General features: G+C 60.3%; 18 protein-coding genes. 3 read left to right on the top strand and 15 right to left on the bottom strand.

Annotated features, from left to right (window positions below; all coding sequences use genetic code 11):
• Window positions 1–7: 7 nt before the first annotated feature.
• From E6B08_RS19925 to E6B08_RS19910, 4 genes are all read right to left on the bottom strand, one after another.
• On the bottom strand, window positions 8–385 hold the full coding sequence (locus E6B08_RS19925; RefSeq protein ID WP_136915604.1) for a TIGR03745 family integrating conjugative element membrane protein: 378 nt from the start codon (window positions 383–385) through the stop codon (window positions 8–10).
• A 15-nt stretch (window positions 386–400) separates the two neighbouring features.
• Window positions 401–640, bottom strand: coding sequence for a TIGR03758 family integrating conjugative element protein (locus E6B08_RS19920; RefSeq protein WP_016488085.1), 240 nt, complete (start codon window positions 638–640; stop codon window positions 401–403).
• Window positions 627–962 carry an RAQPRD family integrative conjugative element protein gene (locus tag E6B08_RS19915; RefSeq protein ID WP_136915603.1) on the bottom strand — a complete coding sequence of 112 codons (336 nt, stop codon included), beginning with the start codon at window positions 960–962 and terminating at the stop codon, window positions 627–629. The genes E6B08_RS19920 and E6B08_RS19915 overlap by 14 nt, the downstream gene beginning before the upstream one ends.
• 210 nt (window positions 963–1,172) lie before the next feature.
• Window positions 1,173–1,592, bottom strand: a complete 420-nt coding sequence (locus tag E6B08_RS19910; RefSeq protein WP_136915602.1) for a helix-turn-helix domain-containing protein — start codon at window positions 1,590–1,592, stop codon at window positions 1,173–1,175.
• Window positions 1,593–1,881: 289 nt separating this feature from the next.
• On the opposite strand from E6B08_RS19910, the gene E6B08_RS31345 reads away from it, so the two are divergent.
• The 3 genes from E6B08_RS31345 (at window position 1,882) to E6B08_RS31205 (ending at window position 4,147) form a co-directional block, all read left to right on the top strand.
• Window positions 1,882–2,457, top strand: coding sequence for an AAA family ATPase (locus E6B08_RS31345; protein ID WP_265411718.1), 576 nt, complete (start codon window positions 1,882–1,884; stop codon window positions 2,455–2,457).
• Window positions 2,423–3,820, top strand: a complete 1,398-nt coding sequence (locus E6B08_RS19905; protein WP_265411717.1) for an AAA family ATPase — start codon at window positions 2,423–2,425, stop codon at window positions 3,818–3,820. Before E6B08_RS31345 ends, E6B08_RS19905 begins: the two co-directional genes overlap by 35 nt.
• A 111-nt stretch (window positions 3,821–3,931) precedes the next feature.
• Entirely contained in the window at window positions 3,932–4,147 is a 216-nt protein-coding gene (locus E6B08_RS31205; protein WP_238349247.1) for a hypothetical protein, read from the top strand.
• 157 nt (window positions 4,148–4,304) lie between these two features.
• Here E6B08_RS31205 and E6B08_RS19900 read toward each other — a convergent pair whose 3' ends face one another.
• From E6B08_RS19900 to E6B08_RS19850, 11 genes are all read right to left on the bottom strand, one after another.
• The gene (locus E6B08_RS19900; RefSeq protein WP_136915601.1) at window positions 4,305–5,033 is read right to left on the bottom strand and encodes a TIGR03747 family integrating conjugative element membrane protein; all 729 of its coding nucleotides are present in this window, start codon (window positions 5,031–5,033) and stop codon (window positions 4,305–4,307) included.
• 35 nt (window positions 5,034–5,068) lie between these two features.
• On the bottom strand, window positions 5,069–7,195 hold the full coding sequence (gene traD, locus E6B08_RS19895; protein WP_136915600.1) for a type IV conjugative transfer system coupling protein TraD: 2,127 nt from the start codon (window positions 7,193–7,195) through the stop codon (window positions 5,069–5,071).
• Between the two features lie 9 nt (window positions 7,196–7,204).
• Window positions 7,205–7,597 carry an integrating conjugative element protein gene (locus tag E6B08_RS19890; protein WP_238349246.1) on the bottom strand — a complete coding sequence of 131 codons (393 nt, stop codon included), beginning with the start codon at window positions 7,595–7,597 and terminating at the stop codon, window positions 7,205–7,207.
• A gap of 65 nt (window positions 7,598–7,662) precedes the next feature.
• Complete coding sequence (locus E6B08_RS19885; RefSeq protein WP_136915599.1) at window positions 7,663–8,217, bottom strand: lytic transglycosylase domain-containing protein; 555 nt, start codon at window positions 8,215–8,217, stop codon at window positions 7,663–7,665.
• Window positions 8,199–8,915, bottom strand: coding sequence for a TIGR03759 family integrating conjugative element protein (locus E6B08_RS19880; protein WP_136915598.1), 717 nt, complete (start codon window positions 8,913–8,915; stop codon window positions 8,199–8,201). Before E6B08_RS19880 ends, E6B08_RS19885 begins: the two co-directional genes overlap by 19 nt.
• Before the next feature lie 10 nt (window positions 8,916–8,925).
• A complete protein-coding gene (locus E6B08_RS19875) occupies window positions 8,926–9,594 on the bottom strand; it encodes a hypothetical protein (protein ID WP_136915597.1) in 669 nt (222 codons plus the stop codon).
• Complete coding sequence (locus E6B08_RS19870; protein WP_192938569.1) at window positions 9,591–10,109, bottom strand: PilL N-terminal domain-containing protein; 519 nt, start codon at window positions 10,107–10,109, stop codon at window positions 9,591–9,593. Before E6B08_RS19870 ends, E6B08_RS19875 begins: the two co-directional genes overlap by 4 nt.
• A 130-nt stretch (window positions 10,110–10,239) precedes the next feature.
• Window positions 10,240–10,956 carry a hypothetical protein gene (locus E6B08_RS19865; RefSeq protein ID WP_136915596.1) on the bottom strand — a complete coding sequence of 239 codons (717 nt, stop codon included), beginning with the start codon at window positions 10,954–10,956 and terminating at the stop codon, window positions 10,240–10,242.
• Between the two features lie 57 nt (window positions 10,957–11,013).
• Window positions 11,014–11,508, bottom strand: coding sequence for a JAB domain-containing protein (locus tag E6B08_RS19860; RefSeq protein ID WP_136915595.1), 495 nt, complete (start codon window positions 11,506–11,508; stop codon window positions 11,014–11,016).
• Window positions 11,509–11,569: 61 nt separating this feature from the next.
• Window positions 11,570–11,827, bottom strand: coding sequence for a hypothetical protein (locus E6B08_RS19855; protein WP_136915594.1), 258 nt, complete (start codon window positions 11,825–11,827; stop codon window positions 11,570–11,572).
• Window positions 11,828–11,888: 61 nt separating this feature from the next.
• Entirely contained in the window at window positions 11,889–12,401 is a 513-nt protein-coding gene (locus E6B08_RS19850) for an STY4534 family ICE replication protein (protein ID WP_136915593.1), read from the bottom strand.
• Between the last annotated feature and the right edge of the window lie 474 nt (window positions 12,402–12,875).

Genomic DNA, 12,875 nt, shown 5'->3' with positions numbered 1-12,875 from the left:
GGCAACCTCACAGGATCGTCGCGGCTTTGGTGAGGAACCACAGGATCACCACCACTAGCAGCGCACCGACGCCGACCACGGCACCGAGGTCCTTCCAGGTCTTGCGCTGGTTTTGTACGTCGGCGTAGACGGTAAGCGAGTGCCAAGCCACTCCAAGGAAGGCGAGGGTAGCGATCAGTAGACCGAGCAGGATGCCGCCGTCGTAGGCATAGTTTTTGATGGTGTCGATCAGGCCTGAGCCTTCGCCGCGGGACGGCGCTTCCATGGTCGGCAGGTCAGCCCTGGCCAGCGTCGAGCTCAGCAGCACCAAGCCGCCGAACAGGGCTTTTCCATAGGTAGCCCGCAGCAGGGGCAGCGGAAGGAGGCAGCGACGGGAGAGTTTCATGGCAGGTTCTCCAGATTACGACAGCATGAAAAACATCAGCACGATCAGGGCTAGGGCCAGACGCAGCGTGCTGCCGCCGAGCGCACCGAAATTGAGATTGCCGGCCGCCCAACCGCGGTAGCCCGTCCACAGGGCCCAGGTGCACCAGAGCAACGCCAACACCAGCACCGAGGAGCGCCACAGCACCGAACTGAGCTGCGGCGCAAACCCGGCCACGGCCGAGAACGCGCTGAGTTGAGCGTCAGTCATGCTCATCGGAGGGGCTCGAGTGGGGTGCTTCAGCACGGTACTGGCCAGCCAGCTCGAGCAGGTCAGACGGCTGCGCGCGGGAGGGCGATAAGTATTGTTGGATGCCTTCACGCACACGTTCTAGGTCTGCCGCAAACCTCGGATAGTCGAAGCGATAGCGCGTTCCAACTGCATCGTCTGAGCTGCTTTCCGCACGCTCGGCCAACTGGTCGATGGCAGTGAACTGGCGTTGCACGAGCCCCAGATCCGAGCGCTCGCGACTTTCTTGCGCAACAGCCGGAAGGGTTGCTAGACAAATCACAAGCAACGGGAAGGCATACGTCCTCATGGCAGGCTCCAGAGCAATCTCTGGTCGCCACCATTACCGAGCGGGCGAGTTGAGGCACGAGTTAAAAGGATTCTTGGCCTTTCGCTTTCTGGCGACGTTGGGCAGAAGTGGGGTGAGCCTGGAGTGAGGTATTGAGGGGCGATGCGGACCTGTCGGCGCTGCAGGCTTATTTCTAACGCTGCAGCGAGCACCTGAAAGGCTAGTCAGTCATCAGTCGGAGAATGACAGCTCCGCCTGAATTGCGCACGGAGCGCGCGAAGGCATCTTCGGTCGAGGATTGCGTGAACTGGCCGGCAAAGGGGGCTCAGCTAAATTGTCCCCCAGCGTGGCCTGTAGTCCTGGAATTTGACCCTCCGACTCAAGTGCTCGAATCTCGTTCCTGGTCCTGCCAAGCAACTCATTCGCCGTCTGCCCCGTATCCTCGCTCAGCGTCAACGCCAGCAGCGTCAAAGGGCTCAGTTCCAATCTCTCGCTAAGCTGCTCAAGTTTGTCCAGTGTGATGCTCGATCTACCAGTTTCGAGCTTGGACAAGTAGGTGCGGCTGGTTGTGTCGGAAAATCCGCGCTGGGTGATGTTGCGCTGACTGCGTAGCACTCGAAGCACATTGGCAAACGATGACTTCAATGTCATGAAATTACCTGAGGAGTCGGGCGTTTAGGTGCATTTTGCGGCGACCGTAGATGGGAAGGCAACCCGCCCAGGCCTTCTGGTTCCACTCTTACCAGGTCCTTTCGATGCCAGGGACCATCCTGCGGACGTCTGCTTTCGACCCAGCGCGGACTTTGGGTAATGCTCAAAATAAAGCAATCAGGGTGTTGAAAAAATAATGAGACGTAGTGTGCATAAACTGTTCTGGCCGAGCTATGATTTGTCGGCCCGATTGCAGGTAGCGTTCAATCGAGATCAGGGAGGGCGGCACATGCTCAAGAGCATTGATAAAATAAAAGGGCTCGGGGTTTATCAAAATTACAGCAAGCCTGCGGGCACCCAAGAATTTAGAATCAAGAACCTTATCTTCGGTTGGAACTATTCTGGGAAGACTACCCTTTCCCGTCTGTTTGCCCAGCTTGAGGCGAAGACAGCCAATCCGGACTTGTCTGGATGCGAGTTCTCCTTTGGTACCGGCAATGATACGATCACCGAGAAGAACTTCACTCAGAGCAATATCTCAGTTCGCGTTTTCAACTCTGACTTTGTAAAAGCTAACCTGCACTTCGATGGCGGAAGCTTTAACCCCATTCTTCTGCTCGGCAAAGATTCTGAGGAAGCACAACGGAAGATCGACTATCTGGGGGAGCGCATCAAACGTTCTGATTCAGTACAGCGCAAGCTGAATGGGGAGGTCGAGACTCTGAAAACACGCATTTTCCAGGCTAAGACAGAGACGGCAAAGTTTATTCGACAACGCTTAAAGATTCACCCCCTATACAGCCGCACATTTGGGGCAGGATGTGCTGGCAGTGAGTCTTCTCGACTCTCAGCTCTTGATGGATAAAGAACTCTCCGACGCCATTGAATTGGCATTGACGCCTGACTCCAAGAGGCCAAACACTGTTGATGAGCTTCACGCAGCTCCCGCAATCGAGGAGCTGTATAAAGAGGCATTGACGGTGCTTGCCGAAACGCCAAGCTTCTCCAGCACTCTAAAGCATCTTGCGGAGCAACCCGTTATAGAGCGCTGGGTGCAAAATGGCTTGCATCTACACCCTACTGCTGGCGCATGTGAGTTCTGCGGTAACGATCTTTCACTGGAGCGCCTTGAGATATTGCACACTCATTTTTCGAAAGATTTAGCAGACCATCAAGAGAAAGTGGACGGATTGCTTAAGCGAGTGAGCGCGGCCGAACTCAGATTGACATGGCCGAAAGCTGCGGAACTAAACCCGCAATTTCGAGATGGATACAACCTCGCAATTGATGTGTTGCCAGCTACTATCGATGCTCTCAATCAAGCGGTCAAGAAACTCGCTGGCGAAGTTCAATGCAAGGCCGATGACCCACGCAAGGCTATGAAGCCCAGCACATTGGCGCAAGGCCTAGAGGTAGAAGTCAAGGGTGCAGTAGCAGCTGTCAATGCAATAATAAAACAAAACAATGAATTGGCCTCAAACTTCACCAAGGCCAAAGCTCACTCCCTACGGAAAGCAAAGCTTCACTATGTACAACAGTTTCTTGATGGGCAGAATGCTGCTGGCCTGGAGGTGAAGAGGGAACGGCAGAGCACGCGGTGCGAAAGGCTGAAGGCCTACGCCACGAAGCTCCAGGCAGAAATCGACAGACTCCAAGCCGAGATCAGTAAAGCTCAACAAGGCAGAGAGAAAATTAATGAACGCCTTGCTACTATGATGGGGAGTGAGGCCGTTCAAATAAAGGTCGTCAAAGACGCAGCAGGCCAAGATCGATTTCAAATGATCCGAAAGAGTGGGGTCGTCGCCAAGAACCTGAGTGATGGTGAGCGAACCGCCATTGCCTTCTCATACTTTCTTACAAAGCTGCAAGAAATCAACCCTGCAGAGTTCCAAGAGACCATCGTCTATATCGATGACCCGATTTCAAGCTTGGACGCTAACCACATTTTCCAGGTGACTGCTGCTATACGGGCGCTGTTCTTCATCCAGCAGGATAAGAACGAACCGTGGCAAACGACGTGTAAACAGCTCTTCATTTCCACGCACAATTTTGAATTCTTTAATCTGCTCAGGGAGATTAAGCCTGTGGCGAATAAACAGGGGGCACGGCTCTTTCTGATCAGGCGGATTGCTGAGAAGTCGTCAGTGCTGGAAGACATGCCTGGATCGCTTGCACGCTATCAGTCCGAATATCACTTCCTATTCGAAGTCATTCACCGCTTCAGCTAGGCACCTGACAAAACTGCACATGACGTGCTGATGTTGCTCCCGAATGCGATGAGGCGATTTATCGAGCTCTACACTTACTCTAGGCTTCCTGGGCCGAAGGATGCAGAGCAAGTGGACGATCGCGCAGAGGCTCTGTTTGGCGTCGAGCGGGCAAATCGAATCCTCAAGATTTTCCACTATTTCAGCCACGGCAACACGCTTGATCGGCTTGCAGGCAACAACGAACTGATTTTCGATCTGGAGCACGCCGTCAGGGATCTAATTGAAGCCATTTCTGAAAGAGACAAGCCGCATATGGATGCCTTGATTGCAGCGATACAAGCGTGACCGCATATGCGAATTCCGAATGCTTTCACTGGACCGCCCCTGCCGTCGTGGATAGTTCTAAGCGACAGCTTGGAGGGCGGAGCCTTCATCAGACGAGCTTCTGTTCCTGGTCGACGGTTGTCTTTCACGAAGAACATATTGGGATGATTTCAGCCATTCAAAGATATTTTTTGAACGTTGTAGCGGTGATCGCCACCATGAAACCCAGCAATGCAGCAGAGGGAAGTAATACCCAGTTTGGATTCAGTGACCAAGGGAGCGACAGATAGATTACCCAAGGGCTGATCATCACCGGCAGTAATGTGCGCTTGGCTCGGTGATAGACAAAGCTGCTCTCCCTGTCCGCCCCGAACTTGCGGAGGTCACGGCGCATCAACCCGTCGACTACGCCGGTGAGCACCGCAAGCAAGAACAGGGGCGTGGCCAACGTGAGCACGGTCAGGCGCACGACGAAAGTGCAGACTGTGAACAGGGCCGCCAGCAGGTATTCCTGTCCTCGGACGTATGCTTGAGCTAGCTGACCTTGCAAAGACGCCTCGCGACTGAGCAGTTTCAGCTGGATGTCAGATTGTGCCCAGCCGGAGCGGACCACAACCCAATCGTTGAGGCGCTCAAGGATTTTCGCGGTTGCTTGCGCTGGCTCCTGCACTAGTAGCGAGCTCCTGAAGTGGTTGCTGAGCCATCCGAGCTCCTTCAGCCACATGGCATGGCTGTGATGCCAGCCTTGCTCTGGCCAGAACCACAGGATGCCCACGAGCTCCACAATGATGGAGAACACCAAGGAGGCGAACAGCAGGCCGAGCAATCGCAGGCACAGCTCAAGCGTGCCGAAGATCAGCCCAGGTCGTCGTTGTGTCTGAGGCGGGTTGGTTGCGGTAGTAGGCATTAGAGGCTCCCAGGTGTTGGCTGGCTACCAGGTGATCACGGGGCCGATTTGCGTCCCGGTGGCGGCATCTCGGGATCGAAATTGACCGTCGGCGCACCGCCGGCACTGCTCCACCAACTCCCCGCATTGGCGTTGTAGGACTCGCGCATACGCGCAGCCAGGGTCTGCAGGTCAGCCGGCATCGCATCGTCAATGGCCGGCTTTGGCAGGGGCATGCGGACCTTCCACAGTTGCCCGCCTTCCTGGAACGAGAACATCTGCCCCTTGGGCAAAGCGATAATGTGCGCCGGTTCGATCAGCGGTACCGACGTTATGGTGACCCGGTCCTGCGAGGAGGAGGTGAAGTCGGTGCGGGCGTCAGGATCGGCGGTGTCCGTTGCACCGGAGACCAGGGTACGGGTCTGCACGTTGACCTTGGGCAATTGATTGGTCAGCAGTTCGGCGGTCGCGGTTTCCCGTACGCGTAGCATTTGCAGGGTGTTGAAGTTGCCGATGACCTGGCCGGCTTTGGCTCGGCTGCCGATGCGCGCCTCGATGTCGCTCAAGGTCTGGGTGTAGGCGGTTACCTGGATACCGGCACCGCCGCCCTTATTGATCAGCGGGATGAACTCATCGCCCATCAGCTCGTTGAACTCGTCGGCGTGTAGGTTGATGGGCACCTTGTCGGTCTCCCTGGAGGAGTTCGGGAGACCGTGGTCGATACCGTGTTTGTAGATGTGCCCGGCGACGGAGACCAGATCGGCAAACATTGAGTTGCCGACCGCTGCGGCTACCTCGGCATCGGACAACGCATCCAGGCCGACGTAGACGATGCCGCGCTTGCGGATGATTTGCAGCCAGTCGAAGATCGGCCGTGGATCGTCCAGGTCGGCATAGTTGGGGGCCAGCAACTGGGCCGTCTTGCCACTGGTGAGCTTTTCCAGCAGAGGCAGCAGCGAGGCGACGATCTTGTCGAAGTAGGTGCGGTCGTAGCGCACCGCCGAGCGCAGGCCATCCATCACCGGGTCGAATAGGCGCTTGGCAGTCAGGTACTGCTCGATGGCGACCACGCGTTTCTCGCGGCCGATCATGTGCCGTGGCACGTTCTTTTCATTGAGGCGAGCCTCGAGATCCACGATGGTCTCCCACGCCTGCGGATCATGGCGGGCGAAGAAGTGCTGGGCGTACTCGATGAACAGCGCGTCGATGTTCACCACATGGCGCTGGATCTGCAGGTAGTCTGGGCGCCGGCCGAGCTCGATCAGGGCTCGGGCGATGATATTGACGAAGCGCCAGGCGAACTCGCGAAATGCCGCTGAGTTGCCTTCACCGCTCAGCTGGCCAGCGATGCGGGTGGCCACTTCCGAGATGCGACCGAAGCGGCCGATGGCATTGTAGCGCGCGGAAATTTCAGGCCAGCCCAAGTGGAACACGTAGAACTCATGTTCACGGCCAGCGAGTCGCGCTTCCACGTACATGCGCTTGAGCAGGTCGGCATCACCTTTGGGGTCGAAGACAATCACCACTTCCTGGCTTGGCCGATGAATGTCCTGGGTGATGTAGACCTCGGCCAGGCGTGTCTTGCCGACCCGCGTGGTGCCCAGCACCAGGGTGTGGCCCACGCGTTCGCCCAGTGGCAAGGAGGCTTCCTGCTCGCTGGGCTCGACGCCATGCAGCAGCGGTGAGCCACCCACGGGCGGCAGCGGTCGTACCGGGTTGAGCGGACTGTCCCAGGCGGTCAGCCGTGGCAGGAGGGAGAGCCCTGGCGGCGCTTTTTCCAGGAAGTGCTCCAGACGCCGTGCCCACTGGTAGGCCGCTGACTGGTTGACGTAGCGGGCGAGTGCGGGATCCTGTGCTTCTAGCAAACGCTGGGTATGCAGGCGGCTCCAGCGAAAGCCTCGGCCCATGAACAGACGCTTGCTGCTGACCGGGATCTGTCGGCTGGTCAGCGAGTAGCGGGGCAGGCGGCGGATGTTGCGCCGATAACGCAAAACAATGCGGGCCTCATTGAGGCGCTTGAGACCGAAGGCGGTATAGGCCAGGGCCATTCCGGCACCGACCTCCGGCGACAGGGCTACCGCCCAAGGCGAATGCAGGCACAGCGCACCGGCACCGGCGCAGATCCCCACGGTGTACAACTCCACTGCCGGGCGCAGCAGAGATTCCATCGCATGATCACCCATAGCGGTTCCTCACTGCTCCAGGGCGGTCGGTGTGATTAGTACCGGGTAGTGCTCCAGCTCCAGCCGCTCGGCGATGTCGTCGCCACTGACCGGCCAGATGGTCAACCCAAGTGCTGCCGCCTGGATGCGCTGCAGCGCTGCAGCATCGGGGACCTCAACGGCTAAGCCGTTGGCGCCCAACTGCTTCAGCGCTGGCGCGTGCTGAGTCAGCCACCCCAATGAGGCGGCGTCCGCACCAACCAAGAACAGCGGGACCATGCCTGGCAGATCCAATGCTCTGCGCGGCACCTCACCCGGCGTGAGGCGCGCACTGTGCACTGGCAATACCCAGCTCAGTTTTTGTGGGTCGAGCCGTTCAACCGGCTCGGAGGGTTCGGCGGCCAGGGCTGGGTTCGTTGGCACAAGCCATGCCCCGACAGTCAATGACCCCACCAGCCCGCAGATTAGTGCGCCCCGGCGAGCGTCAATCATGAACGTGGCCCTCCGCGGCTGGGTGTGGAGATTTCAAGGCGCTGCCAGTGCTGGTTGAACTGCATGCCGTAGCGCGCCGCCGGGGGCCCGCCCGCAGGCCGGTGGTAGCGGCCGGCGGCGATGACCCAGTCACCGACGTCGGCATAGTGCTCGCGCAGCAGGTCGGCGGTGACAGCGAGGTTGCTACGCGGATCGAGGGCATCGCAGGCGCTGGGGTAGCGCTCCGGGTGATACCCCAGGTTGGTTTGCCCCAGGCCGACATCGATGCGCTTGGGGTCGTGCCGGCTGAGCGCCACGGTCAGTGCGCTACAGGCCTGGTCACGGGTGGAAAAACGCTGCGGCGTGCCGGCCACATTCAAGGTCCACGGCCAGGGAACAAGCTGCCCACGCAGCGGAGTGCCGCTCTCCTGCTGGGCAATGGCGAACAGCACCGAGGCCGGTATGCCGGCCTGGGCGGCGGCCAACTGGTACGCCGGCGGAGGGAGGCCGCCTGCTTGGGCGACAGTCATCCCCGTCAGGGCCAGGGCGAGGGTCAATCGACGCGCTGCCATTTCCCTTCCACCTGTTGAAAGCGCGCGGGCAGGGGGCGGCTGGCGCCGAGGGTGAACCAGCGGCCCCGGTCGTGATTGAGGGTGACCTGGCCGCTGCCAACCTGGGCAGGGGTAATGCCCACCGTGCGCGCCCATTGCCGAATGCGCGCATCGTCGCCCTGGCTGCCCACTAGGTAAACGTCCAGGTGGGCGCCCGTGCTCAGCCATTGGCGGAGGCTGGCCTCGCAGGTCGAGCATGGGTCCTCCACAAACACCGTATAGCGCGCGTTGTCCGAAGGGGATGCGGCATCACTCATCCCCTGCACCGGCAGCAGCCCCGGGAACAACCGCTCCCAGGCAGCGGTATAGGCTTTCTGATAGGCCAGTTCGCGCTCGGCGCGCTTGGCTTCGAGTTGCACCTGCAACTCGGCATAGCGCTGACGCTCCTGGTCCGAATCGGCTTCCACGCCCAGGGTGGTCAGCGGGTCGAGTTGCGGTGACCAGTACTGGCGGGGCCCGCTCTGCAGACGCTCGAACTTGGCCCATTCATCATCGGTCAGCCCCCAGGCCTTGGCCTGTGCTTCAGATCGCGCTTGCTGCAACGCGGCCTGCTCGCTGGACTGCTGCTGCGTTTCGACCGTGGCAGGTGCGCTCCATCCCGGGCCTGTCACCAGGCAGATGGGGAGTAGGAGCAGCGAGAGGGTGGTGAACCGGACCATACGCACCTCATTACGGCAGGGGCAGCGAACGTTCGCCGAGGCCAGGCACATGGAACACGGCCTGATTCCGGCGAATGGTCTTGAGCTGCCAACCGTTCAAGCTGTCACCGAGCTGCAGCAGGTGGACGGTCGACAGGGCATGCGCGCCGGCCGGTTGAGCCGAGACAAACCGGACCTCGCCACGGGTCTCGACACCCAGCAAGGTGAATGGCGGCGTCGGGGCTTGGGCTTTGGCGGCCGGTTTGGCGGGAGCTGCAGGCTGGGGTTGTGCGGACGGCACAACCGCTCGAGCCTCGAAGGCGTGGACGGCGGTTTCGGCGTTGCCCAATCGCTGTTCCAGCGCGGCCAGATCGGCATTGGTCGGACCCAGCGGCACCGCTTCAATGGACTTGAGCGAAGCGCTCACCTCATCCAGCTGTTTGCTCAACGTCGCGAAGGTCGCGTCCTGCTGGCGCTGGTGCTCGCCCAGCACATTCACTTGCGCTGGGAGTGCCGCAAGGTCGGCGTTGAGTGCATCGAGATCCCGCCGCAGCGCCGGGGCTGGATCGGCTGGCGCATTCTCCGCGGCGACCAGGAGCGCGGTCAGTTGTTGCTGGTGGTTGTAGGTCACGGCGGCCAGTACGGCGGCGCCGAGGCACAGGGCCCCGAGCACCAGGGCCTGAAAGTGATGGACCTTCATGGCGCGGTCTCCAGGGGCGGGCGAGGTGGGGCGGGCACTGGTGCGCGAAGGGCGTAGCACACGCTGCGTTCGACTGGATCGATCACGAGCCGCCAGGCCGGGCCGCCGAGGATGGTCAAGGCGTCCAGCAGCGCCATTGGCCCGAGTTGGTGCTGCACGGCCGGCAGAGGGCGGCTGAACAAGGTGGTGACCTCGGCGCGGTTGGCGCAGAGTGAGTAGCCTGAGCGCTGCAACACGTGACGTAGGGCATCACCGACCGTCGCGTGCAGCGCCGGTGAAATCTGCACGGTGATGAGCTGGAACAACGGCTGACGCTGTTCCAGCGTCGGCCGCGTGCTGACCAGGGTGTAGCGGTCCTGGCGGACCCACGCTGGTGACGCTGACAACTGCTTGGACGGGATGGCCGGAGCTGGTACGGCCTTGGCTGGCGCCGTCGGTGGGGTGATGGCAGGCGAGGTGTTGCAGCCCGCCAGCGCGAGCATCAGAACAAGGCAAGGGAATGCGGGCGTGTGCATGAGCAGATCTCGACAGTAGGTGCCGACACCTTGCCAACGCGCGCTAGCTGCACCCACTGATAAACCGAAGTTGGCCGGCCGGTTTATCGAGCCCAACACATGAAAAAGGCGCCCTCTAGGGCGCCTTGGGTCAATCGACAGTAAACTCCGGAAGTCCTGCCAGAGGGGCTGCATCGGGATCGAACACCAGGAAGCGCGTGTCGGCTTGGCCGGCCAACAACAACAGGGTCATCAACACCGGCGGCACCTGTTCATCCAACAGGCGAATGCAGACGTCCGCCGCTGAGCAGCCGAAGCTTTCTACATGGGCGCTGCGGTGCCAGGGTGTCGAGTACAGCTTGCAGCCGACAGAACGGTTGCTGACCAACTGGAAGCATTCAAAGAAGCTGCCAGGTCGTTCGCTGCGGGCAAGCTGCTCAAGGTAGGCGTACTCGTCAGCCGGTAGGTGGGAGGAGCTGATCTCCCAGCTGCGGCTGTACTGGCCGGTGGCAAAGGACAGCTGCTGCATCAGGTGCTCCGCCGCTTCCAAGCTGGGAAGGTCGCCAACGTGTACCGAGCCACTCAGCCGCTCAGCGGTGACTTGGTACAGCACGGTGGTGACCACACCGTCCGCGGGCAACTGCATGCGAAGAAAACCTGAGACATCCTGGCCTTCCGTGATGACCACGCAGTCGTCATCGAACACGCAGGCCTGGCAGTTGATGTGATCGTCGTCAAGGTCGAGCTGGGCGGTGTGTAGGGGGCGGTAGCAGGGCGGGCACTGGTCGTCGTAGTGGATCTGGACCACACGTTCGCAGGCGAATGCATGGAAGCCGCGGGCAAAGGGGTTGGGGGTTGAGGTGAGCATGGTGGCGCTCCAGTTGAAAGAGACGCCACCCCATGCAGGCGGTGGCGAGTGAGAGGGTTAGATCCAGCCATATTCGGCCAAGGACAGGGGCTGACCTTCGCCGACGATGATGTGGTCTAGAACGCGCACCTCGACCAGCGCCAAGACTTCGATCAGGCGGGTCGTCAGTACGCGGTCGGCACCGCTGGGCTCAAGGCAGCCGGAGGGGTGGTTGTGGCTGAGGATGACCGCTGCGGCGTTGTGTGCCAGTGCCTTGACCACCACTTCACGGGGGTAGACCGAGGCACCATCGATGCTGCCGAAAAACAACACCTCGAAGTCCAGCACGCGGTGGCGTGAATCGAGGTAGAGCAGGGCAAACACCTCGTGGTGATAGGGCGCCAGGCGCAGCTTCAGGTAGGACGCGGCGTCGGCAGGTGTGATCAGCACTTCGCCGCGCTGAAAGTAGCGTTGGTCCAGCAACTGCATGGCTTCGCTGATCAATGCATCTTCGTGGGCGCGTTGGGTCAGGACGGGGTCGAGGGGCTCGACCAGGGTCAATGGCGTGTTCATGAGCAGAACCTCGTGTGCAGGGGCGCTCCGGGAGGAGGCCCCTGTGGGTAGGGTCAGGCGGTCACAGGCGGGTGAAACGATGCCGGGTGCCGTGCAACGCGGAGTGGCAGCCTTCGCAGGGGTGAGTGGAGAAGGGGTCGATGCCGACACCGGTGTCCGGATCGAAATCAGCGCTGAGCGGCAACAGCACCTGCAGCTCTTTACGCATCTGCGCGATTCGCTGATCGACTTCGGCCTCGCTGTAGTACAGCGACAGTGCGCTGAAGTCGTCGTAGGCCACGGCGTGCAGGCAATCCTCACAGAGCCAGTAACTCTCCATAGCAGCCTCTGGGGGTGAGAAAAGGCGCTCATGTGAGCGCCTCTGTGGTGGGGCATCAGTCTCAGGCAGGCTGCGTCGCCTGGTTCGGAGCCTGATCGGCACTGCGTGAAGAGTCCGGCGCATCCTCACCAGCCGCTTCGGACGGCTGATCAGGCGAGGAAGCATCCTGCCGAGTTGGCGCTTTGTAGGTGAGCTGACCGTTGACCTTGATCCACTCGATGAAGATCAGCCGACCTTTGAGGCTGGCACCGGGTTGGCCTTTGCGCTCACCTTTTTCGTAGGTGAAAGCATCGACCCAGAGGTCGCCAATGCGAAACGCGATCAGCACCTTGCGTTCGGCACGGACATCCTCGAGGTGTTCGCGGATCAGCCGTTCGGCTTCACCGCCAGCGACCTTGCAGTCGAAGCGGGTGTACTCGACGTCATCCGACGCACCGTGCAAGGCGGCAATGTCGCAGGCCATAAAGGGCTGGCCTCGCCGCACTGGCACCTCACGCACGCGGTTCAAGTAACCAATGCCTTGGGTGTGCAGGTTGAAGTAGGTACTGGGGGCAGCAGTGTTTACCGAGGTCATGGTGAATCTCCTGTTTGCGAGAAACGCGGATATTCACCGGCCCTGGCGGGGGTGAGTCCGCAAGGGAAGGTCAGGTGCAACAGCAGTGGTGTAAGAGCGCTCATCATCGCGGGGAGCGATAACCGTGCGAGCCGCCGAACGCTAGTCGCACTTTGGGAGGAACCACTCTGGAGAGAGCGTAGCCTTGCAGGTTCCGGCTACCTGGTGCTGTCAACGACAGCGCGGTGCAGTTCATCTATAGAACGGTGCGCAGCGCCCGTCAACAGCGGTTTTGACTGGGTTCAGAGGTGTGGGCGTGGGTGGTACACAGTAGATTCAAACACGCGAAAAAAAAGCCCAACGGTTGTCGGGCTAGGAACAGAAAGGCCACCCTTGATCCGGTCCATTGACAGCGAAGTCGTCGCTTCACTTCAGCTGTCTCCTCACCCTGATCAACCGACCCTTGTCGTGGCCTGGGTCGGGATAACTGGCACG

It is taken from the genome of Pseudomonas putida, from assembly GCF_005080685.1.
GTDB classification, from domain to species: domain Bacteria; phylum Pseudomonadota; class Gammaproteobacteria; order Pseudomonadales; family Pseudomonadaceae; genus Aquipseudomonas; species Aquipseudomonas putida_V.
Note: the sequence above shows the minus strand (reverse complement) of the source record. Positions and strands in the feature narration are given on the sequence as shown.